Genomic DNA, 20950 nt, shown 5'->3' on the forward strand with positions numbered 1-20950 from the left:
CGCCTACTCCGCCAGTTCGCCGTTGAGCAGCACGGCGCCGCGCGTCACCACGCGCTCGCCCTCGCGCACGCCCTCGCGCAGCCAGGAACGGTTCTCCCCGGCGAGGCCGAGCCGCACCTCGCGGCGCTGCAGGGTGCCGGGCGCGATCTCGACGAACACGTAGTGATGCAGGCCCATGTTGACCAGCGCCGTGTTCGGCACCGCCACCAGCGGCGCGGGCTTGGCGTCGATCGGCGTGATGCGGGCGAACATCTCCGGCTTCAGGCGCTCGTCCGGCTTGTCCAGCGCGGCGCGCACGGTGAAGCGGCGGGTGGACGGGTCGAGCGCGCCGCCCACGTAGAGGATGTGCGCGTCGAAGCGCTCGCCGGGCAGCGCGTCCACCTCCACGCTGGCGCGCTGGCCCGCGCGCACCTTGCCGGCATCGCGCTCGGGCACCTCGAAGCTGGCCCACAGGTGGCTGGCGTCGGTGATCACGAACAGGGGCGCGCCGCCGCTCTGCACCTGAAGGCCGGGATTGATGGTGCGATCGACCACGGTGCCGGCGATCGGCGCGCGCAGCGCGTAGCGCGGGCCGTCGTGGCCGGAGGGGTCGAGGTTGCGCAGCACCTCGCTGGCGCGCGCGGCCTCGGCCCGCGCCTGCGCGGCGTCGTCCTCGGCGGCTTCCAGGTCCTTCTGCGCCAGCACGCCGAGCCGGGTGAGCTCGGCGGCGCGGCCGAGCGCCTTGGCCTTGGCCGCGCTGTCGGCGGCGGCCTTGCTGGCGTCGGCGCGCGCCTGGGCGTAGTCGGGCGAATCGATCCAGGCCAGCACGTCGCCCTGCTTCACCACCGCGCCGGGCTCGGCCACCAGCTGGGTGACGCGGCCGTTGGCCGGGCTCATCACACGCACGGTGTGGTCTTCGTCGAAGGCGATCTTGCCCGGCTGCGCGTCCATCGCCGGCGCCGGCACCGCGTGCACGGGCTCGATCTCCAGGTAGCTCAGCTGCGAGGCGCCGGCGGGGTAGCGCACGGTGTCGCCGCTGGTTTCCGACTCGCTCGCGGGCGCCGCCTTCGCCACGGCCCGCTGGCCGTGCAGGTGCCAGGCCAGCGCGCCGCCGAGCGCGACGAGCAGAACGAGGGCCAGGGGCTTGGTGGGGATGCTCATGGGGTCGATGCCTCGGCGAGGTTCGGTACGGCGGCGCGCAGCGCATCCTGCGCCTCGGCATAGTCCGCATGGGCGTCGGTGGCGTCGTCCTGCACGGCCTTGAAGGCACGGCGCGCATCGAGCAGATCGGTGAGGCCGAGCCCGCCGCGCGCGTAGGCGGTTTCGGCGGTGGCCGCCGCCTGGCGGGCCTGTTCCAGCAGGCCGCCGTCGTAGCGCGCGGCGCGGGCGGCGGCGGCGGCGAGGTCGGCGCGGGCACGGGCAAGATCGTTCTGCGCCTCGAGCGCGGCGCGGTCGCGCGTGGCCTGGGCGGCGTCGAGGTCGGCGTGGGCGCGGGCGATCTCGCCGTGGTAGCCGTTGCCGGTGAAGATCGGGATGCTCACGCCCACGCCCAGCAGCGTGTTGCCGTTGCCGGGCGTGGGCGGCGGCCCGGGCGCCGGCGCGTGCTCGTACTGCACGCTGAAGGTGATGTCGCGGTGGCGCAGCGCGTGGGCGCCTTCGAGCGCCGCCTCGGCAGCGTGCACGCGCTGCTCGGCGGCAAGCACGTCGGCGCGCTCGTCCGGCTTGCCGCCCGGCCCGGCCGCGTCCGGCGTGCCGGCCGGCCAGTCGTCGGTGGTGGCGAGCTGCTCGTAGCCGCCGCGCCAGGCCAGCAGGCCGGCCAGCGTCACCCGGGCGTCGTCGCGCGCGCTGCGCGCGGCATCGAGCGCGCTGTCGGCCTGCGCGGTCTCGATGCGGATGCGCTGCACGTCCAGCGCCGGCGCGTCGCCGGCATGCAGCCGCTGCTCGGCCGCGTGCAGCGAGCGATGCTCGATGTCGGCCAGCGCCTGCGCGTTGGCGAGCTTCTCTTCGCTGCGCTTCAACTCCCAGTACGCATCGCTCACCGCCAGCCGCGCCAGGCGCAGCACGTTGGCGTAGTCGCTGTGGGCGGCGTCGAGGCTGGCCCGCGCCTGGTCGAGGCGGAAGCGGCGCTTGTGCCCGCGCTCGAAGGTCTGGCTGAAACTGACGATGGTGTCGTAGTACTTGTCCCAGTACGACCCCGGGCCGTTGTGGCCGGCCGTATTGATGTCGCTGGTGGAAAGGCTGAGCTGGCCGTTGGGGCGCTCGCCCGCGGTCGTCTCGTCGGCTTCGGCCTGGCGCACCGCGATGTCGGCCATGCCGACGTCCGGATTGCGCAGCGGGATCAGGTCGAGCGCGCGCCGCAGGCTGAGCGGCCCGTCGGCGGCGCCCGGCGCGCCCGCGGGCGCCGCCTGCAGCATCGATGCTGCGGCACACAAGAAGACACCTGGAAGAAGGCGTAGGGAGTCACGCAGGCGAGCCATGCAGAACGTCGGAAAGACCAGGGCCGGAACCCGCCAAGCTAGGTCGGCTTTCTTTCGTCACTCTTTCTCGCTGCGATGCAGCAAATTTCGCCATTCATGCTCGCGCCGCCGCCTTGGGCAAGCGGCGATGTCGCCCCCGTCTCGTGCGACAAGCTGCCGCACGAGACGCTCGCTGCACTCAAGCCGCGGCGCGGGCCAGCGCGTCGTCGAGGCGCTTGAGCGCTTCCTCGCGCCCGGCCAGGTAGACGGTGTGGTCGATGGAAGGCGATACCTGGGTGCCGGTCATCGCCACGCGCAGCGGCTGGGCGATCTTGCCCATGCCCAGCGCCAACTTGGCCGCGATCTGTTCCACCGCCTGGTGGATCGCCTCGGGCTTCCACTCGCAGCCGGCGAGCAATGCCCTGGCCTCGCCGAGCACCGCCGCGGCGGTCTCGTTCTTCAGGTGCTTGGCCACCGCCTTCTCGTCCCACTCGACGATCGGGCTGTACCAGATCTTGGCGCGCTCGGCCATTTCCTTGAGCGTGTGCACGCGGTCGCGCAGCGCCACGATCACGTCGGCCGGCGCGGGGCCGTGGCTGGCGTCGATGCCGGCGCGCGCCAGGTGCCAGGCGAACTCCGGCGCCAGCGCCTGCGGGTCGTCGGACTTCAGGTACTGCTGGTTGAGCCAGGCCAGCTTCTCGGTGTCGAAGCGCGAGGCGGCTTTGTTGACGTCGGCCACGTCGAACAGGCGGATCATCTCCTCCACCGAGAAGATCTCCTGGTCGCCGTGCGACCAGCCCAGCCGCACCAGGTAGTTGAGCAGCGCGTGCGGCAGGAAGCCGTCCTCGCGGTACTCCATCACGCTCACCGAGTTGGTGCGCTTGGAGAGCTTCTTGCCCTCCTTGTCGAGGATCATCGGCAGGTGCGCGAACTCCGGCACCGGTGCGCCGAGCGCGTGGTAGATGTTGATCTGGCGCGGCGTGTTGTTGACGTGGTCGTCGCCGCGGATCACCTCGGTGATGCCCATGTCGATGTCGTCCACCACCACCGCGAAGTTGTAGGTGGGCCAGCCGTCGGAGCGGAAGATCACCAGGTCGTCGAGCTCGGCGTTGGCCCACTCCACGCGGCCCTTTACCTTGTCCTCGAACACCACCGCGCCTTCCAGCGGGTTCTTGAAGCGGATCACCCGGTTCGGGTCGTCGCGGTAGGGCTCGTTGCGATCGCGGTAGTAGCCGTTGTAGCGGGGCTTCTCGCCCTTGGCCATGGCGGCCTCGCGCATCGCCTCGATCTCTTCCTTGCTCTCGTAGGCGTAGTAGGCCTTGCCTTCGGCGAGCAGCCGCTCGGCCACTTCCTTGTAGCGCCCGAGCCGCTCGGTCTGGTAGACCGGGCCCTCGTCGGCGTTGAGCCCCAGCCACGCCATCGCATCGAGGATGGCCTTGACCGCCGCGTCGGTGGAGCGCTCGCGGTCGGTGTCCTCGATGCGCAGCACGAACGCGCCGCCGCGGCGGCGCGCCTCCAGCCAGCAGTACAGCGCGGTACGGGCGCCGCCGATGTGCAGGAAGCCGGTGGGACTGGGGGCGAAGCGGGTACGGACGGTCATCGGAGGGCTTTGGCTTGCGAGGCGAAGCCGGAGATTTTAGCCGATGCCGGCGGCGCTGGCCCGCATGAGCGGCTTGGTGCCCAAACATCTTCACCTTGCCGCCACGCGCGTCCTCTCCCCGCTGGGGAGAGGGCCCGGGTGAGGGGCGGGGCGTGCAGGAACCTTGGGAAGAACGAGAGTGCGTGCTTGTTTTTGTACGTCGAGCAAGCACGCTGCTGTCGGTGCCCGAACAAACCCAAAGAAGCTAGCCCCGCTTGCGCGAGCCCCCTCACCCTGCCCTCTCCCCGGGGGGAGAGGGAAAAGCCGGAGGCCGCGGCTTGCTCGACATGCCTCGTGTTACTCGACGCGTACCGTGTTGCTCGATGTGCACCGCGTTACTTGACGTGCACCGTGATCTTCTTCGACACCACCGCCGGCTCGAACGGCACGTGGTTCTCGTCGGCCAGTTCCAGTTGCAGCGTGTGCGTGCCGGGCTTGAGCTTGACGGTGGTCTCGGTCTGGCCGTTGCCGAAGTGGAGGTGGTTGTCGTCCTTCGGGATCGGCAGGCCGGCCGCGGGCAGTTCCTTCACGTCGACCAGCAGGTGGTGGTGGCCGGTGCCTTCCTTCTTCACGCCCGCGGGCGCCACGCCCATGCCCTTGAGGCCGAAGCGCACCGTCACCTCCGGCCCCACGGTGGCGCCGTCCTTCGGCGCGATGATGTAGACCTCGGCGCCGGCCGGCGCCTTGGTGACCGGCAGGCCGCCGGCGGCCTGGTTGTCGGCGGCGACGGCCGCGGCGCCGGAGGCGGCGAGGAGTGTCGCGAACAGGATGCGCTTCATCGGTCGTATCTCCGCAGGATGAGTCCGCGCAGTGTAGCGCCCGCCGTCACCGCCGCGTCATGCACGCGCCACGCGCGCGCAACCTGGCCCGGACAAGCTGCATCGAGCCAGCACAGGTGATGGCCCATGCGCATCGGCATCGTCAGCGAAACCTATCCGCCCGAGATCAACGGCGTCGCCCTCACCGTGCACAGCCTCGCCGCCGGCCTCGCCGCGCGCGGCCACACGGTGGAAGTGATCCGCCCGCGCCAGCCGCAGCCGTTCGCCGACGAGCCGGGCATCCTCGCCACCGAAGTGCGCGGCGCTGCGCTGCCCCGCTACCCCGGCCTGCGCCTGGGCCTGCCGGCCGGGCGCATGCTGCGCCGGCGCTGGGCGCGGCTGCGGCCCGATGCGCTCTATATCGCCACCGAGGGTCCGCTGGGCGGGTCCGCCCTGCGCGCCGCCAACCGCCTGGGCATCCCTGTGTCCACCGGTTTCCACACCCGCTTCGACGCCTATGCCGGGCACTATGGCCTCGGCGTGCTGACGCCGCTGGTGCGCGGCTACCTGCGCCGCTTCCACCGCCGCGGCGCCAGCACCCTGGTGCCCACCGAGGCGCTGGTGCATGAGCTGCAAGAGCTGGGCGTGGACAACGCGCGCCTGCTGCGCCGCGCGGTGGACACCGCGCTGTTCCACCCCAGCCGGCGTGACCCTGCGCTGCGCGCGCAATGGGGCGTGGACGGCCATACGCCGGTGGTGCTGTACGTGGGGCGCATCGCGCCGGAGAAGAACCTCGACCTCGCGGTGAGGGCCTTCCGCGCCTTGCAGCGGCGCCTGCCGCAGGCCCGCTACGTGTGGGTGGGCGATGGCCCGGCGCGCGCCGCGCTCGAAGCCGCGCATCCCGACTTCATCTTCGCCGGCCCGCAGCGCGGCGAGGCACTGGCACGGCATTACGCCAGCGCCGACGTGTTCTTCTTCCCCAGCCTGAGCGAGACCTTTGGCAACGTGGTGCTGGAGGCGCTGGCCGCCGGCCTGCCGGTGGTGGCCTACGAGGAAGGCGCCGCGCGCGAGCACCTGCGCGATGGCTGCAACGGCCGCTGTGTCGCCTCGGGCGAGGAGCGCGCGTTCGTGGACGCCGCGGTGGAGCTGGCCGGCAACCCCGGCCTGATCCGGCACATGGGCCGCGACGCGCACGCCAGCATGGCGCGCCTCTCGCCGGAGGCGGTGATCCGCGAATTCGAAGCGCTGCTGCAGCAACTCGCCGAGGAGGTACGCCATGTCCGCCACACCGCCATGGTCCACGTCTGAACTGCCGCTGGGCCCGCGCTTCGCGCTGGACCGGCGTGTGTGCGTGGCGGCCAACCGCTGGGGCGCGCGCCGTGCGGTGGGGCTGTTTTTCGGCGCCGTCAGCCGGCTCGGCGACGGCGTGTTCTGGTATGCGCTGATGCTCGCGCTGGCGGCCTTCGACGGCCGCCGCGGGCTGCTCGTCGCCATGCACATGGCGGCCACCGGCCTCGCCGCGCTGCTGCTGTACCGCCTGCTCAAGCGCTGGACGCGCCGGCCGCGCCCGTTCCGCGCCTGCCCCGGCGTGATCGCGCACGTGCCGCCGCTGGACGAGTTCAGCTTCCCCTCCGGCCACACCCTGCAGGCGGTCGGCTTCACCCTGGTGGCCCTGGCCTGGTACCCGCTGCTGGCGCCGCTGCTGGTCACCTTCACCACGCTGGTGGCGATCTCGCGCGTGATCCTCGGCCTGCACTACCCCAGCGACGTGCTGGCCGCGACCCTGATCGGCGGCGGCCTGGGCGCGCTGTCGCTGTGGCTGGGAACGATCGCGGCCTGAGAGGCTGCGCATTCTCTAGGCATCGCGTCGGCGCCGCCTTTGCGCTCAGGTAGATAGATCACCTATCCACAGACTTGCCCCGGGCGCGTCCACAGGCGCTGTGGAAAAGCAGCGCGCCTGCCGCGCCAACCCCGCCGTCCACTGCATCCGCCCGGCTCGCCATCGCCACGACAGGATTGCGCATTCCGTAACCGGCGCGTCACCACTGCCTTTGCGCTCAAGCAGATAGGCCACCTATCCACAGGCTTGCGCCACGTGCATCCACAGACGCTGTGGAAAACATCGCTGCCGTTGCGCTTGCCAGACACGGGGGCCGCAGCGTCAACCGCCACGGCGTGCGTGCGCGAGGACGGCGCCTCGCGCAAAGCGCGTCCACGTCGGAGCCATGGGCGCGACGCATCGTCTCGATGCGCCGACCATCGTGACGACGAGGTTGCACATTCTCTAACCGACACGTCGCCACCACCTTTGCGCTCAAGCAGATAGATCACCTATCCACAGGCTTACCCCAGGCGCGTCCACAGTCGCTGTGGAAAACCTTTGCCGAAACATTGCGCACGTCGCACACGACGAAGGCGCCAGCGGCAATCCGCCGGCGCCTTCGCCGAGGCAACCGCCTTCCCCAAGAAGGCCGCCTGCCGCGAGCTTAGCTTTCATGGCGACGCCCATCGCCGAGCGGCGACATGCCGCATCGTTCGTTCGATCGAGCCGTGTGAAACCGGCCCAGGGCGGCATCGTGGAGGCACATGGCACACCCCGGGGGTGGGGCGATCCATATGGCGAAGCAACATGACAGGGCATCATGTCCCCCCACGACGCCGGCCTGGACCGGCTCCGTGGTCAATGCGTTCCGGCTAGCGACGCCTGGAATCTCCACGCGGCTGCCCGAGGCCCGGTCGTACCGGCTCGTGCACGCCTTGCCGGGCGCCGGCGCATCATGTTGGCGACACAAACCCAGACTGCCTCACGACGCCCATTCCGGTGCGACCGCCTGCGCGCCGCGCCGCTCCAGAGGTGGCGATAGATGCGACTCATGCGATCCCCCATTTGCGTCACGCAATGCGTGTCGCCTGCCGCCCATGGTGGCAGGCGCTGCCGTTGCGACCGTGCCCGATGGGCACCGGCGCGTGAGACCATTACACCGGGCGCAGCGGGACTCCGATGAACCGATCCGGCAAAGAGCTAGGCGAATCCGGCAAAGAGCTGGGCAAATGCGGCACGCCCATGCACGGATCCGGCAGGTCGGTGCTGACGCCGCTATCTCGCAGCACGGCGCGCGCGTCGCGATGCGATGCGATGCGAAGCACCGCCGCGATAGCCTCCCGCGCGTTCGCGGCGACGCCCGGACACGAAGCCCTGCGCGCGTGCGAGCGCTTTCATCGACAACGATGCGCCGCGCCGCGTGCAGCGGCTTCGCCAACGGCGGCAGCGCCACGATCCTGCCACCAGAACGCACCCGGAGCCGTGCAGGAGCCCGCCTCGCGCGTGACCGTCGCGTCCGGGCCCTTGCTGCGCCGCAGGCTCGTGCGCACAAGGCGCGCACCACGGCGGCAGCGCCCCGCCGGCAGAGCGTGAACGGACTCTCAGGACGTCAGGGCGACGAGGGCAGCGGTTCGCCGGACGACACGCGCATCAGCGTGTCGCGCGGCAGCTCGCCGAACACGCGGCGGTAGCTGTCGGCTTGCGCTGCTCGCCATGCCGGCGCTCGCCGCCGCCGCGCCGGCCAAGCATGCGCCCAAGGCGCCGCCGCCGGCTGCCACGCCCGCACCCGCACCCGAAGCGCCGCCGCCGCGCGGCACGGCGGACGCCAGCACCGTGGACGAACTGCGCAAGCTGATGGATGCTCACCAGCTCACCGAGCAGCGCACCACCTGCAACGGCAGCTACGGCGCCAGCCTGCTGTTCCATGCCGACAAGCTGAGCTACTACGTGGTGCTGTTCCACGAGAAGGAGTTCTGGCGCGTGATCCACACCGACTCGGCGAACGACGCGAAGAGCATCTACCGCGCCTTCGGCACGCAGACCGAGAAGCTGGCGCAGGTCGATATCGAGGCCGCGCGCCTGCAGGCCGGCAAGCGCTACACCGACCACCTGATCGCGCTCAACGAGGAGCGCCTGCGCAGCCTGCAGCAGGACGCCACGCACCAGCAGGAGCAGGCGCGCCAGGTGGTCGCCTTGCAGCAGCAGGCGCAGCAACAGGCGGTGTCGCTGTCCAGCGACCTGCGCAACAGCAGCGCCCAGCTCGATGCCATGCAGCAGCGCATCCGCGCGCTGGAAATGCAGCAGACCAACCTCGACCTCACGCTGCCGCCGCCCGCGGCGAAAAGCGATGCCGCGGCCGCCGCCATCGCCCCGAGCGCTGCAGCAAGTTCGCCCTGAGCGGACAGCCGTTTCTTTCCGCCGAAACGAAAACATCGCGCGCAGCGGATGCCTGCGCGCGATGGGGCACGGATTCGGCGGACACGCTCGTGCGCTATGCCGACCGGTGACGATGGCGCGCCTTGCGCAGAAATTCACCAAGCCGTAGCAAGTCCCTGACCGCAAAGCCGCCCGGCGCACTTACCCACAGGCTTGTCCCAGGGACGTCCACACCGGCTGTGGAAAACCCGGGGCCGAAAATGCCGATGCCGCCCTGGCGGCGGCATCGGCGATCCACGGCTGACTTGGCGAGGCCGGCTCAGGCCGCGCGCGGCGCCTTCGCCAGCAGGCCGAGCACGTCGGCCAGCTTGTCGCGCATCTCGCGGCGGTCGACGATCAGGTCGATGGCGCCGTGCTCGAGCAGGAACTCCGAGCGCTGGAAGCCTTCCGGCAAGGTCTCGCGCACGGTCTGCTCGATCACGCGCGGGCCGGCGAAGCCGATCAGCGCCTTGGGCTCGGCCACGTTGAGGTCGCCCAGCATGCCCAAGCTCGCCGACACGCCGCCGGTGGTCGGGTGGGTCAGCACGCTGATGTAGGGCACGCCGGCGTCGCGCAGGCGCGCCAGCGCGGCCGAGGTCTTGGCCATCTGCATCAGCGAGAACAGCGCCTCCTGCATGCGCGCACCGCCGGTGGCGGAGAAGCACACCAGGGCGCTCCGGTCGGCCAGCGCGCGCTCGGCGGCGCGGGTGAACTTCTCGCCCACCACCGAGCCCATCGAGCCGCCCATGTAGGAGAACTCGAACGCCACCGCCATCAGCGGCCGGCCCTTGAGCTTGCCGCTCATCGCCAGCAGCGCGTCCTTCTCGCCGGTGGACTTCTGCGCGGCCACGATGCGGTCGCGGTACTTCTTGGAATCGCGGAACTTGAGCGGATCGGTGGGCTCCAGGCTCGCCCACTGCTCCTGCGCGCTGCCCTCGTCGAGGAAGGACAGGAGCCGCGCGCGCGCGCCGATGGCGTGGTGGTGGCCGCACTTGGGGCAGACCATCAGGTTGCGTTCCAGCTCCGGCTTGTACAGCACCGCGCCGCAGCCGCCGCACTTCTCCCACACGCCCTCGGGCACCTTGCCCTTGCCGGCGGCGGACGCCTGCGTGGGCGCGCGCGGGGTCATGATTTTCTGCAGCCAGTTCATAGTCGACCTCGATCTGAAACCGGACGCCGTCGCTGCGACACCGTCCATCCAAGCGAACCTGCGCGGCACCGCGCGCTGCCCGCTCTCTACGGGAGCGAAAACTAAGGGCGAGTGCACGCTGCGTCCACCTGCCTGCAAAGCACGTCTTGCAGGCAGGCTCGCGGCGAGCACCCGCCCCTCCCCCCAACCTTCTCCCCGGCGGGGAGAGGGCGCGAGGAACGGTGCGCCTACCGCGCGTCGAGCGCTTCGCGGATCGGCCGCAGGAAACCCTGCACGCGATCGGCGATGTCGCCCTCTTCCGTGGCGCCGGCCAGCCGTTCGACCAGCGCGCTGCCAATCACCACCGCATCGGCGAAGCCGGCGATGGCCTTGGCGCTCGCCGCGTCGCGCACGCCGAAGCCCACCGCCACCGGCGCCTTCGCCCTGGCGCGGATGTCGGCCACGCGCGCGGCGATGTCCGCCGTGCTCAGCCTTGCCGCGCCGGTGATGCCAGCGAACGACACATAGTACAGGAAGCCCTCCGCCGACTCGCACAGCTTTGCCATACGCGCGGGTGCGGTGGTGGGCGCGGCGAGCAGGATCTGCTTGAGGCCGGCCTCGCGCAGCGGCGCCAGCACGGCCGACTCCTCCAGCGGGCAGTCCACCAGCAGCACGCCGTCCACGCCGGCCGCCACCGCCTCTTCGGCGAAGCGCGCGTAGCCGTGGATCTCGATCGGGTTCAAATAGCCCATCAGCACCACCGGCGTGTCCGCGTCGCTGCGGCGGAACTCGGCCACCCAGCCGAGCACGTCGCCCAGGCCCACGCCCTTGGCGATGGCGCGCTCGCTGGCGTGCTGGATCACCGGGCCGTCGGCCATCGGGTCGGAGAACGGCACGCCCAGCTCGATCACGTCGGCACCGGAGGCGACCAGCGCGCGCATCAGGGCCACGGCATGACCGGGCGAGGGATCGCCGGCGGTGACGAAGGGGATCAGGCCGGTGCGGCCGGTGGCCTTCAAGGTGGTGAAACGTCGGTCGATGCGATTCATGGATAACTACCCCTGTGGCTCCGCCTGCCCGGCAAGCGGCAGGTCAAAGGCGGCGATGACGCGCTCGGCGGCCGCCTCGGGCGCCAGCGCGGTGTTGTCGATATGCAAATAGTCCGGGCGGCCCGCAAAGTACTCGCCGGCGTGGAAGCGATGCCTCGCTTCCGCCGCCAGCAAGCGCTCGCGGGAGGCCGCCACATCGCGCTTGGACGGCTTCTGTTCTAGCCGGAACGCGCTCTCGTTGCGGTGCAGGCGTTCTTCCAAGTCCGCATGCAGGGCCACGAACAACGCCCGCCCCCGCGCTCCCGGAAGACATCGGCCAGCTCTTCGGCGATCTGCGCGTCCTTCGGTTGGTCGAAGGCCCAAACGTAGGTGAAGATCAATCCGGGCAGGTCGCTCTGGGCTACCTCCTCGAATATCCGACGCCGGAATCCGCGGACCAGCCGTTCGAACGGCGCGGACCCGAACCGGAACAAAGGCAGCACCAGGTCGATGGTCTGGTGGCTGTGAAACAGGCGTAGCCCCGTGCGCGCCGCGATCGTGGCGCCCACCGTCATCTTGCCCACCGCCGGCGGCCCGATCAGGAACAGCGCGAGCGGCGCCTGGCCGGTCACGGCGAGGTCCTTCCGCGAAAGATCGCCGGCGCGATCAAAGCGAGATGCCTTCGCGGGCGGCGATGGTATGCACGTCCTTGTCGCCGCGACCGGACAGGTTGCACAGCACCAGCTTGTCCTTGGGGTATTCGCGCGCGAGCTTGATCGCCTGCGCCACGGCATGGCTCGATTCGAGCGCGGCGAGGATGCCCTCGGTGCGCGCCAGCAGGTGGAAGGCTTCCAGCGCTTCCTCGTCGGTCACGCCGACGTACTCGGCACGGCCGGCGTCCTTGAGGAAGGCGTGCTCGGGGCCCACGCCCGGGTAGTCGAGGCCGGCCGAGACCGAGTGCGTCTCGGTGATCTGGCCGTCGTCGTCGCACAGTACGTAGGTGCGGTTGCCGTGCAGCACGCCGGGGCGGCCGGCGGCCAGCGAGGCGGCGTGATGGCCGGTGGCGATGCCCTCACCCGCCGCCTCGGCCCCCACCAGACGCACGGCGCGGTCGTTGAGGAAGGCGTGGAAGATGCCGATGGCATTGGAGCCACCGCCCACGCAGGCGGTGATCGCATCCGGCAGGCGGCCGTAGCCTTCGAGCATCTGCTCGCGCGCCTCGCGGCCGACGATGGTGTTGAAGTCGCGCACCATCAGCGGGTACGGATGCGGGCCCGCCACCGTGCCGATGATGTAGAAGGTGTCGGCCACATTGGTGACCCAGTCGCGCATCGCCTCGTTGAGCGCGTCCTTGAGCGTCTTCGAGCCCGAGGTCACCGGCACCACCTCGGCGCCGAGCAGCTTCATGCGGTAGACGTTGATCTTCTGCCGCTCGATGTCCACCGCGCCCATGTAGACCACGCATTCCAGGCCCAGCCGCGCGGCCACGGTGGCGCTGGCCACGCCGTGCTGGCCGGCGCCGGTCTCGGCGATGATGCGGCGCTTGCCCATGCGCTTGGCGACCAGCGCCTGGCCCACGGTGTTGTTGATCTTGTGCGCGCCGGTGTGGTTGAGGTCTTCGCGCTTGAGCAGGATCTGCGCGCCGCCGACGTGCTGCGAGAGCCGCTCGGCGTGGTAGATCGGGCTCGGCCGGCCCACGTAGTGCTTGAGGTCGTGGTCGAGTTCGGCGACGAACTCGGGATCCTCGCGCAGGCGCAGGTAGGCCTCGGTGAGTTCGGCCAGCGGCGCCATCAGCGTCTCGGCCACGTAGCTGCCGCCGTAGGCGCCGAAGCGGCCGTGCGCGTCGGGCCAGTGCAGGAAATCGTCGATCTTGGGGGTTGCCATCGTTCGCATCCGTCGTCCGGCCGCCGGGAGGTTGCGGCCACGGCACACCCTAGCGCAGCGGGCCGCCGGCCAAAAGCGATAAGATCGCTGTGACCTGTCAGGAAAACTCACACCTACGATGCCCCGCGAACTGCCGTCGCTGAATGCCCTGCGCGCCTTCGAAGCCACCGCACGACTGGCGAGCATGACGCGCGCGGCGGACGAGCTGCACGTCACCCACGGCGCCGTGAGCCGGCAGATCCGTGCATTGGAGGCCGACCTGGGCACGCCGCTGTTCCGGCGCCAGGGGCGCGGGCTGGCGCTCACCGCCGGCGGGCTGCGGCTGCGCGAGGCCGCCACCGACGCCTTCGGGCAACTGCGCGACGTCTGCCACGAGATCCGCCATGGCGCCGCGCAGGCACCGTTCGTGCTGGGCTGCCCGGGCAGCCTGCTGGCGCGCTGGATGATCCCGCGCCTGGACCGGCTGGGACACGACCTGCCCGAGCTGAAACTGCACTTGTCGGCCGACGAGGCGGCGCTCGGCGACCCCGCCCTGCCCGGCCTCGACGCGGCCCTGCTGCTGGCCGAGCGGCCCTGGCCGGCGACGTGGCAGGTCCACACGCTGGCGCCGGAGCTGATCGGCCCGGTGCTCAGCCCGCGCTATGCCGGCTTCGAGCGCTTGCGCAAGGGCTCGAAGCCGGCGCTGCGCAAGGAGGCGCTGCTGCACACCGCCTCGCGCCCGCAGGCCTGGCCGGCGTGGGCGCACGCCGAGCACATCGACCCGAAGACGCTGCGCCTCGGCCAGGGCTTCGAGCACCTGTACTACCTGCTGGAAGCGGCGGTCGCGGGCCTGGGCGTGGCCATCGCGCCGCAACCGCTGGTGGCCGACGACCTCGCCGCCGGCCGGCTGGTCGCCCCGTGGGGCTTTCGCAAGACGCGGGGGGCATGGCTGCTGGGCGCGCCGCAGCGGGCCGGCGATGCGCGGCTGGCCGCACTGGCGGCATGGCTGCGGGCGGAGCTCGCGCAGGCCTGAGCCACGCGGCTGGTCGACGCCGACGCGAAACCGCTCGCCTCGCCCCGCTCACCGCAAGGCAGCGGGGATGCGTGGCGCCCTGTTGCGTGCGCGCGAGCCACTTCACCGACACTTCATTGCCCGACCACTATCAATGTCCCGGAAGCGCCCCCTGCGAGGGAAGGACGGCACCCATGGCTCCCGCTATCCCGCCTGTCCGCATCGGCGGCACGGAGGCTGCGCCGGCGGTTCCCACCCCACGACCCGAACCGAGCACAGGAGCGTCCATCATGGCTAAGAAGACCGGCGACCGCGCCCAACTGCACGAGCTGCTGTACCAGGCGCTGGAAACGGAGATCGGCGGAATCAGGCTGTACAAGGCGGCCGTCGCCTGCGCAGTCAACCAGGACCTCCACAAGGAATGGGAGGATTACTTGAACGAAACCACGACGCACCGCCAGGTGCTGCTCTCGGTCTTCGAGTTGCTGGGCCTGGACCCGGAGACGCGCACGCCCGGACGGGAAGTGGTGGAGCACCTCGGCGCCTCGATGGTCAGGGCGATCGAGATGGCCCGGCAGGCCGGCGATCCCATCGCCGCGCAGCGGGTGGCGGCCGAATGCGTGGTGCTCGCCGAGACCAAGGACCACGCCAACTGGGAGCTCATCGGCCTGGCCTGCGACCACCTGCAAGCCAAGGAGGCCAAGGAAGCCGAAGTGCTGCGGCAGGCGTACGACGCCGTCCACCGGGACGAGGATCACCACCTGTACTACACACCAAGGGCTGGGCGCGCGAGCTGTGGGTCGACTCGCTGGGCTTCCCCGCCGTGATTCCGCCGCCCGAGGAGATCAAGAACGTCGAGAGCGCGATCGGCGCCTCGCGGGCCGAGCAGGCACGCGAGGACATGCTCTCGAGCAGGCGCCACTGACGCGAAGCGAGGCGATTCGCCAGCGGCACGACGCGGTGCGGCGGCAGGCAGTGCGCAGGCAGGATGCAGATCATCGGCCGACCCGGGAGCAATGGCGACTGCCTTGGTGCAGGGCGGGCCGGACACGCCGACTGCGCGCCGCGCCCGGCGGGCGAGCCGCGCCGCCGGACGCGCCAAGCCAGTTCCGTTACCGGTGCAGTGGCGGATCGTGCCGGGCCGCGTCCGCATCGCGCACCGCGCGGATGAATGCCGCCATCTTGTCCGGGTCCTTGATCCCCGGCTCCGACTCGATGCCGCTGGCCACGTCCACCGCCCACGGCCGGGCGATGCGCACCGCCTCGGCCACGTTGCCGGCATGCAGGCCGCCGGCGAGAATCAACGGCTGATCGAGGTCCGCCGGCATCAGCGACCAGTCGAAGGCCTTGCCGCTGCCGCCGGCCTCGCCCAGGCCATGGCCGTCCAGCAGCAGGCCGGCCGCGCGCGGGTACGCGCGCAGGCGCGGCAGCGCCGCGGCACCCTCGCCCATCGCGATGGCCTTGAGGTAGGGCCGCCCGAACTGCGCGCACCAGTCGTCCGACTCGTTGCCGTGGAACTGCAGCAGCGAGGGCCGCACGCGGTCGATCACTTCCTCCACCAGCTCCGGCGCGTCGTCCATGAACAGCGCCACGGTAGCGACGAACGGCGGCACCGCCGCCACGATGGCGCGCGCCTGCCCGATCGCCACCTGGCGCCGGCTGCGCGCGGTGAACACCACGCCGACGGCGTCGGCGCCCAGTTGCGCGGCGAGCCGTGCATCCTCCACCCGGGTCATGCCGCAGCACTTGATGCGGGTACGTGTCGTCATTGGCTGACCTCCGCCGGCAGGCCCCAGTGCGCCTCGTAGCGCGGGCCGATAAAGGTGAGTCCCGTGGCGGGCGCGGTGGGGCCGGCCACTTCGCGGTCGCGGCCGGCCAGCAGCTCGGCCATCCATTCGACCGGCCGCTCGCCGCGGCCGACCGGCAGCAGCGAGCCGACGATGTTGCGCACCATGTGATGCAGGAAGGCGTTGGCTTCCACCTCCACGATCACCTGTTCGCCCTCGCGCCGCACGCCGATCGCCAGCATCTCGCGGCGCGGATGCGAGGCCTGGCAGGACACCGCGCGGAAGGCGGAGAAATCGTGCTCGCCGAGCAGCGCCTGCGCCGCGGCGTGCATGCGCCCGGCATCGAGCGGCTGCCGCTCCCAGGTGACATAGCGCGCATCGAGCGCCGCACGCACCGGCCGGTTGAGAATGGTGTAGCGGTAGCGCCGGCTGCGCGCGGAGAAGCGCGCGTGGAAAGCCTCGGGCACCTCCTGCGCCCACAGCACGGCGACGCCCGGCGGCAGGTTGGCGCAGCCGCCCAGCACCCAGCCGCGCAGCGCGCGCTGCGCGGTGGTGTCGAAGTGCACCACCTGGCAGCGCCCGTGCACGCCGGCGTCGGTGCGGCCCGCGCAATTCACCGTCACCGGCTGCGCGGCCACCGCCGACAACGCCCGCTCCAGCTCGCCCTGCACGGTGCGGCCGTGGCTCAGGCGCTGCCAGCCGAGGAAGTCGGTGCCGTCGTATTCGATGCCGAGCGCGATGCGCATGGAACCTCGATGCCGGGAAGGGCCGTAAAGCTTAGCAGCTGCCCAAACGCCGACGGGCCGGCAAGGCCGGCCCGTCGGGAAGGTCGATGCGGCCAGCAGGCTCAGGCCAGTTTGCCGAGCAACTCCTTGGCGGTGTCCTTCTGCATCTGGCTGCCTTCGTTCAACACCTCCTCGAGCATGGCGCGCGCGCCGTCGGCGTCGCCCATGTCCATGTAGGCGCGGGCCAGGTCGAGCTTGGTATCGACCGGGTCGTCGCTGAAGCCGCCGAGCTCGTGCGTTTGCGCTTCCGCGCGGTCGCCCGGCTCCGCCGGTTCGTCGAAGTGCCAGCTGAGGTGTTCCTCCGGCTGCGTATCGATCTCGTGCAGCGACACCGCCTCGTCCAGCACCACCTCGGTCTTCGCCGCCGTCACGGAAGCCTCGTCGGCCGGCGAGGACTCCTCCGGCCGCGTCAGGTCGAAGACGAAGTGGTACTCGCTGACCTTCTGGTTGGCCGGCAGCGGCGACACAAGGGTCTCCTCCTCCGGGCCGGCCGGCGCCGCGGCGTAGGCGCCGCGATCGAAGGCCGGCGCGGCGGCGGCCTCGCGCTCTTCGTAGACGTCGTGCGCGGCGAAGCCGTCGCGGTACGGCTCGGCATACGCCGCCTCGCGTTCCGCCGCCTCGGCGAACAACGGATGTTCCGGCGTCAGGTCGCGCCCCATCTCCGCCACCTCCAGCCACTCCGGCTGCTGCAGGTCGATGATGTGCGCGTGCATGGCTTCCGCGGCCGCCTCGAAGTGATCGACGTCGCGGCGGCTGTAGTACAGGCTGACCAGTTCGAGGTGCAGGCCGATGTCGTCCGGATGCTCGGCCAGTTGGTCGAGCAGTTCGTCCTGGTCCGGGTCCACGCTGTCGCCCCCTGCCGCCGGGACGGTGCCGAAGCGGTCCGCCAGCGAACTGGCCGCGGCCGCCGGCGCGGCCTTCTGGCGCTGGCGCAAGCCCAGCAGCAGGAGCAGCACCACCGCGACGGCGCCGGCGATCCAGGCCCAGGTCTGCATGTACCAGGGCTCGTCCGCCGCCGGCGCGGGAGCGGCCGGTTTCGACGCCGGCTTGACGGCCGGCGCGGCCTTGGCCTTCATCGCGACTGGCGCGGCCGCGGCCGTGCCGGCCGTGGCCGGCTGCGGTGCGGCCGGCGCCGGCGCCGGCGCAGCCTGGGCCGCATTCGCCGCCGGCTTGGCGCTGGCGGCGGCAACCGGCGCGGCCGGCGGCAGGTTGGCCGCCTTGCGCGCCTCGTCCAGGCGATGCTGCAGCTCGGCGATCTGGTTGTCCTTCAGCGCCAGCAGCCGCTCGTTCTTGCTGTTGATGTCCTCCAGGTCCTTGAGGCGCGACTTCAGCTCGTTGCCCTGCTGCTGCAGGGCGGTGAGCTGCTCCTGGCTGCGCTGCAGGTCCGCGCGCAGGCTGGAGATGGCCGCGGCGTTCTTGCCGCCGCCACCGGCCGCGGCGGCGCCCTGCTGCGTCGGCACCAGCGCCAGCCGGTCGGCGGCGGAAGGCGTACCGGCGGGCGCACTGGAGGTGCCGGCACGGGTGGCGGCGTCGGCGACCGTGGTGGGCGCGGCCGCCGTGCCGCCGCGCCATTCGCTGTTCTGGCGCTGCACTTCGGCCACGGCCGCGGCGGCGGCCAGGGCCTGCGCTTCCTGGCTGGTCGGGATGCGCAGCACCGCGCCCCGCTTCAAGGCATTGATGTTGTCGCGGTAGAAGGCGCCGGGGTTGGCCTGCTTGAGGGCCAGCAGCATCTGGCTGCGCTCCACGCCGGCCGGCGTGGTGAGGCGCGCGATTTCCGACAGCGTCTGGCCGCGGTTGACCGGGCCGTACTTGCCCTCGTCCACCGGCGAGGCCCCACGCGACGCCGGCGCCGGCCTGACCGCGGCGGCCGGCCTGGCCGGCGCCGGCTGGCTGGCGGCCGGCGGCGCCACGGCGCGGCGGCTGCCCGAAGCCCGCGGCGCGGCCGGCGCCACGCTCGGCATGGCGACGCTGGAGGACTGGTTGGTGCCGCCCGGCGGATCGAGCAGGATGGTGTACTCGCGCACGCTCTTGCCGGCGGCGTTGTTCACTTCGACCAGCAGGTCGAGGTAGGGATCGTTGACCGCCTCGCTGCTGGTGATGCGGATGACCCGCTGCCCGCCCGCTTCGGCGACGTCGAACTGCAGCGCGATGGCCGGACGCCCGCCGCTGATGCCGGCGCGGGTGAAGTCTTCGGGCGAGGCCAGCCGCGCGCTGAGGTTCTGCAGCTCGGCGGAGGATTCGGTGGTCAGCGGGATCTCGGCCACCAGCGGCTGGCCCAGCGCCGACTTCACCCTGATCTGCCCCAGCTCGAGCGCGCCGGCCTGGGCGCTGCCCAAGGCAAGGGCCAGCAGTATCGAAAGCTTCAACGAACGATTCATTGCGTGTCCCCCGCCCCGTGACGCTTCTTATTGGCTGCCGCCGATGCGGCTGCTGTGCAAAAACGAGGCGTCACTTTAGTTGACGCACCAGCCCCCCGCCAATAGCCGTGGCGCGGGTTTACGGCGTATTGCCGTAGCCTGTTCTCATTTTGGATGCTGCCCCGGTGCGGCGGCCGGGGCCGGGGCATCGGCCTCGCGCAGCGCCTGCAGCTGACGCTGCAGCGCGGCGATGTCCTGGTCCTGCCGTTGCAGCTGCTGCTCGGCCTGCCGGCTCTTCGATTCCTGCTCGGTGACCTGCTGCTGCAGCCGGCCGACCTCCAGGCCGCGCTGCTGCAGCTGCTTTTTCAAGTGGTGGACGGCCTGGGCCGGGACCGCCTTTCCTTCCGGCAGCGCCGCTGCCGCCAGCGGCAGCGGCAGCGGCAGGCCGAGCACGGCGAGCAACGCGAGCCGGCGCATCACAGGTAATCCCGCACCAGCAGCTCGGCGACCTGCACCGCGTTGAGCGCGGCGCCCTTGCGGATGTTGTCGGCGACGATCCACAGGTCCAGGCCGTGCTCGTGCGAGATGTCCTCGCGGATGCGCCCGACGAACACCGGGTCCTTGCCCGCCGCGTCGCCCACCGGCGTGGGATAGCCGCCGGCCTTGCGCTCGTCCATCACCACCACGCCCTCGGCCTGTTCCAGCAGCGCGCGGGCCTCGTCGGCGGAGAGCTTGTCGCGCGTCTCGATGTGCACCGCCTCGGCGTGGCCGTAGAACACAGGCACGCGCACCGCGGTGGGATTCACCAGGATCGACTCATCCTCGAGAATCTTGCGCGTCTCCCACACCATCTTCATCTCTTCCTTGGTGTAGCCGTTGGCCTGGAAGTCGTCGATGTGCGGGATCACGTTGAAGGCGATCTGCTTGGGGAACTTCACCTGCTCCACTTCCTGGAAGTTGAGCAGCGCGGCGGTCTGCCTGCCCAGTTCCTCCATGCCCGAGCGCCCGGCGCCGGACACCGACTGGTAGGTGGCCACGTTAATGCGCTCGATGCCCACCGCGCGATGGATGGGCGCCAGCGCCACCAGCATCTGCATGGTCGAGCAGTTCGGGTTGGCGATGATGCCGCGGGTGGTGTACTGCGCGATGGCGTGCGGGTTCACCTCGCTCACCACCAGCGGGATGTCGTCCTGGTAGCGGAACTCGGAGGTGTTGTCGATCACCACCGCGCCGGCCGCCGCCGCGCGCGGCGCGTGCTCGCGGCTGACCGAGCCGCCGGCGGAGAAGAAGGCGATGTCCACGCCCTCGAAGTCGTACTCGGCGAGGTTCTGCACGGTGATCGATTTGCCGGCGAATTCGACCTTGCCGCCGGCGGAGCGCTCGCTGGCCAGGGGCACCAGTTCGCTGATCGGGAAATCGCGCTCGGCGAGGATCGACAACAGGGTTTCGCCGACGGCGCCGGTGGCACCGACCATCGCCACCTTGTAACTGCTCTTCTTGCTCATGGATTGGACCGAGATAGCTTAAGGGGCCGCCGCGGCGACCCCTCGACGGGGCCCGGCCGGAACGGAAAAAAAACACAAGACCCGCATTGATACACGCGCCCGCACGAACTGTCACCTGCCCGGGCCCGCCGCGCGCCGTGGACGGCCAGTATCGGGAGGCGCCAACGGCGGCCTCCCGCGCGGCGAACGGACGGCCGCCGATGCGGGCCCCCATCGCACTATTTCGCGCGGCGTGCGGCAGATTGGCGCACCCGATGGGCTAGAATTGCTGCGCTGCGGCATAGACGCTGCAGCGCTGCCGGTGCGGAGCATGGCCACCGGCGCAGGGCTCCCGGCGCCGCTGCCGGGGGCGTCAGGAAATTTTCGAGTTCGCGGAGCAGCGATACATGCCCAAGTCCCACCCCTCCCACCCCTC

Annotated in this window: 19 protein-coding genes; 5 read left to right on the top strand and 14 right to left on the bottom strand. The window is 71.2% G+C overall.

The features are described 5' to 3' along the window. Nucleotides 1–3: 3 nt before the first annotated feature. The 4 genes from ACH65_RS12335 to ACH65_RS12350 all read right to left on the bottom strand — a co-directional run bounded on the left by ACH65_RS12335 (nucleotide 4) and on the right by ACH65_RS12350 (nucleotide 4853). Entirely contained in the window at nucleotides 4–1140 is a 1137-nt protein-coding gene (locus ACH65_RS12335; protein ID WP_049622900.1) for an efflux RND transporter periplasmic adaptor subunit, read from the bottom strand. Then, the gene (locus ACH65_RS12340) at nucleotides 1137–2393 is read right to left on the bottom strand and encodes a TolC family protein (RefSeq protein WP_049622901.1); all 1257 of its coding nucleotides are present in this window, start codon (nucleotides 2391–2393) and stop codon (nucleotides 1137–1139) included. Before ACH65_RS12340 ends, ACH65_RS12335 begins: the two co-directional genes overlap by 4 nt. A 241-nt stretch (nucleotides 2394–2634) precedes the next feature. After that, a complete protein-coding gene (gene gltX / locus ACH65_RS12345; RefSeq protein WP_049622902.1) occupies nucleotides 2635–4035 on the bottom strand; it encodes a glutamate--tRNA ligase in 1401 nt (466 codons plus the stop codon). Nucleotides 4036–4409: 374 nt separating this feature from the next. Continuing rightward, nucleotides 4410–4853, bottom strand: a complete 444-nt coding sequence (locus ACH65_RS12350; RefSeq protein WP_049622903.1) for a DUF4399 domain-containing protein — start codon at nucleotides 4851–4853, stop codon at nucleotides 4410–4412. Nucleotides 4854–4979: 126 nt separating this feature from the next. Here ACH65_RS12350 and ACH65_RS12355 point away from each other — a divergent pair, with 126 nt between their 5' ends. From ACH65_RS12355 to ACH65_RS12365, 3 genes are all read left to right on the top strand, one after another. Beyond that, nucleotides 4980–6140, top strand: coding sequence for a glycosyltransferase family 4 protein (locus tag ACH65_RS12355; RefSeq protein ID WP_049622904.1), 1161 nt, complete (start codon nucleotides 4980–4982; stop codon nucleotides 6138–6140). Then, nucleotides 6109–6672, top strand: a complete 564-nt coding sequence (locus tag ACH65_RS12360) for a phosphatase PAP2 family protein (protein ID WP_049622905.1) — start codon at nucleotides 6109–6111, stop codon at nucleotides 6670–6672. The genes ACH65_RS12355 and ACH65_RS12360 overlap by 32 nt, the downstream gene beginning before the upstream one ends. A 1695-nt stretch (nucleotides 6673–8367) precedes the next feature. Then, a complete protein-coding gene (locus ACH65_RS12365; RefSeq protein ID WP_082190299.1) occupies nucleotides 8368–9051 on the top strand; it encodes a DUF2968 domain-containing protein in 684 nt (227 codons plus the stop codon). 298 nt (nucleotides 9052–9349) lie between these two features. On the opposite strand, the gene accD is transcribed toward ACH65_RS12365, so the two are convergent. The 5 genes from accD to trpB form a co-directional block, all read right to left on the bottom strand. After that, nucleotides 9350–10219, bottom strand: coding sequence for an acetyl-CoA carboxylase, carboxyltransferase subunit beta (gene accD, locus ACH65_RS12370; protein ID WP_049622907.1), 870 nt, complete (start codon nucleotides 10217–10219; stop codon nucleotides 9350–9352). Nucleotides 10220–10446: 227 nt separating this feature from the next. Then, nucleotides 10447–11247 (bottom strand): tryptophan synthase subunit alpha, encoded by an 801-nt coding sequence (gene trpA / locus ACH65_RS12375; RefSeq protein ID WP_049622908.1) that lies wholly within the window; start codon nucleotides 11245–11247, stop codon nucleotides 10447–10449. Between the two features lie 6 nt (nucleotides 11248–11253). Continuing rightward, nucleotides 11254–11508, bottom strand: a complete 255-nt coding sequence (locus ACH65_RS19070) for a hypothetical protein (RefSeq protein ID WP_153242585.1) — start codon at nucleotides 11506–11508, stop codon at nucleotides 11254–11256. Further along, nucleotides 11466–11858 (bottom strand): DEAD/DEAH box helicase family protein, encoded by a 393-nt coding sequence (locus tag ACH65_RS19075; protein ID WP_049622910.1) that lies wholly within the window; start codon nucleotides 11856–11858, stop codon nucleotides 11466–11468. Before ACH65_RS19075 ends, ACH65_RS19070 begins: the two co-directional genes overlap by 43 nt. A 34-nt stretch (nucleotides 11859–11892) precedes the next feature. Next, nucleotides 11893–13110, bottom strand: coding sequence for a tryptophan synthase subunit beta (gene trpB, locus ACH65_RS12390; protein WP_049622911.1), 1218 nt, complete (start codon nucleotides 13108–13110; stop codon nucleotides 11893–11895). Nucleotides 13111–13228: 118 nt separating this feature from the next. On the opposite strand from trpB, the gene ACH65_RS12395 reads away from it, so the two are divergent. Continuing rightward, nucleotides 13229–14122 (top strand): LysR family transcriptional regulator, encoded by an 894-nt coding sequence (locus ACH65_RS12395; protein WP_049622912.1) that lies wholly within the window; start codon nucleotides 13229–13231, stop codon nucleotides 14120–14122. A gap of 269 nt (nucleotides 14123–14391) precedes the next feature. Then, nucleotides 14392–14928, top strand: coding sequence for a hypothetical protein (locus tag ACH65_RS12400; RefSeq protein ID WP_202594201.1), 537 nt, complete (start codon nucleotides 14392–14394; stop codon nucleotides 14926–14928). Nucleotides 14929–15213: 285 nt separating this feature from the next. Here the strand turns inward: ACH65_RS12400 and ACH65_RS12405 are convergent, their stop codons facing one another. From ACH65_RS12405 to ACH65_RS12425, 5 genes are all read right to left on the bottom strand, one after another. Then, entirely contained in the window at nucleotides 15214–15870 is a 657-nt protein-coding gene (locus ACH65_RS12405; RefSeq protein WP_049622913.1) for a phosphoribosylanthranilate isomerase, read from the bottom strand. Further along, nucleotides 15867–16634: a tRNA pseudouridine(38-40) synthase TruA gene (gene truA, locus ACH65_RS12410; RefSeq protein ID WP_049622914.1), complete on the bottom strand. Its 768-nt coding sequence runs from the start codon at nucleotides 16632–16634 to the stop codon at nucleotides 15867–15869. The genes ACH65_RS12405 and truA overlap by 4 nt, the downstream gene beginning before the upstream one ends. Before the next feature lie 101 nt (nucleotides 16635–16735). Beyond that, the gene (locus ACH65_RS12415) at nucleotides 16736–19039 is read right to left on the bottom strand and encodes a motility hub landmark protein FimV (protein ID WP_237561507.1); all 2304 of its coding nucleotides are present in this window, start codon (nucleotides 19037–19039) and stop codon (nucleotides 16736–16738) included. Nucleotides 19040–19195: 156 nt separating this feature from the next. Continuing rightward, on the bottom strand, nucleotides 19196–19507 hold the full coding sequence (locus ACH65_RS12420; protein ID WP_049622916.1) for a hypothetical protein: 312 nt from the start codon (nucleotides 19505–19507) through the stop codon (nucleotides 19196–19198). Further along, the gene (locus ACH65_RS12425) at nucleotides 19507–20535 is read right to left on the bottom strand and encodes an aspartate-semialdehyde dehydrogenase (protein WP_049622917.1); all 1029 of its coding nucleotides are present in this window, start codon (nucleotides 20533–20535) and stop codon (nucleotides 19507–19509) included. The genes ACH65_RS12420 and ACH65_RS12425 overlap by 1 nt, the downstream gene beginning before the upstream one ends. Between the last annotated feature and the right edge of the window lie 415 nt (nucleotides 20536–20950).

This window comes from Frateuria defendens, from assembly GCF_001182895.1.
GTDB classification, from domain to species: Bacteria; Pseudomonadota; Gammaproteobacteria; order Xanthomonadales; family Rhodanobacteraceae; genus Frateuria_B; species Frateuria_B defendens.

Excerpts from the sequence above, each read along its gene's own strand:
- ACH65_RS12335 (WP_049622900.1), bottom strand. The coding sequence starts at position 1,140 with ATGAGCATCCCCACCAAGCCCCTGGCCCTCGTTCTGCTCGTCGCGCTC.
- trpA (WP_049622908.1), bottom strand. The coding sequence starts at position 11,247 with ATGAATCGCATCGACCGACGTTTCACCACCTTGAAGGCCACCGGCCGC.
- ACH65_RS12395 (WP_049622912.1), top strand. The coding sequence starts at position 13,229 with ATGCCCCGCGAACTGCCGTCGCTGAATGCCCTGCGCGCCTTCGAAGCC.
- ACH65_RS12360 (WP_049622905.1), top strand. The coding sequence starts at position 6,109 with ATGTCCGCCACACCGCCATGGTCCACGTCTGAACTGCCGCTGGGCCCG.
- truA (WP_049622914.1), bottom strand. The coding sequence starts at position 16,634 with ATGCGCATCGCGCTCGGCATCGAATACGACGGCACCGACTTCCTCGGC.
- ACH65_RS12400 (WP_202594201.1), top strand. The coding sequence starts at position 14,392 with ATGGCTAAGAAGACCGGCGACCGCGCCCAACTGCACGAGCTGCTGTAC.
- ACH65_RS12350 (WP_049622903.1), bottom strand. The coding sequence starts at position 4,853 with ATGAAGCGCATCCTGTTCGCGACACTCCTCGCCGCCTCCGGCGCCGCG.
- ACH65_RS12425 (WP_049622917.1), bottom strand. The coding sequence starts at position 20,535 with ATGAGCAAGAAGAGCAGTTACAAGGTGGCGATGGTCGGTGCCACCGGC.
- ACH65_RS12365 (WP_082190299.1), top strand. The coding sequence starts at position 8,368 with ATGCCGGCGCTCGCCGCCGCCGCGCCGGCCAAGCATGCGCCCAAGGCG.
- accD (WP_049622907.1), bottom strand. The coding sequence starts at position 10,219 with ATGAACTGGCTGCAGAAAATCATGACCCCGCGCGCGCCCACGCAGGCG.
- ACH65_RS12355 (WP_049622904.1), top strand. The coding sequence starts at position 4,980 with ATGCGCATCGGCATCGTCAGCGAAACCTATCCGCCCGAGATCAACGGC.
- gltX (WP_049622902.1), bottom strand. The coding sequence starts at position 4,035 with ATGACCGTCCGTACCCGCTTCGCCCCCAGTCCCACCGGCTTCCTGCAC.
- ACH65_RS12405 (WP_049622913.1), bottom strand. The coding sequence starts at position 15,870 with ATGACGACACGTACCCGCATCAAGTGCTGCGGCATGACCCGGGTGGAG.
- trpB (WP_049622911.1), bottom strand. The coding sequence starts at position 13,110 with ATGGCAACCCCCAAGATCGACGATTTCCTGCACTGGCCCGACGCGCAC.
- ACH65_RS12340 (WP_049622901.1), bottom strand. The coding sequence starts at position 2,393 with ATGCTGCAGGCGGCGCCCGCGGGCGCGCCGGGCGCCGCCGACGGGCCG.
- ACH65_RS12420 (WP_049622916.1), bottom strand. The coding sequence starts at position 19,507 with ATGCGCCGGCTCGCGTTGCTCGCCGTGCTCGGCCTGCCGCTGCCGCTG.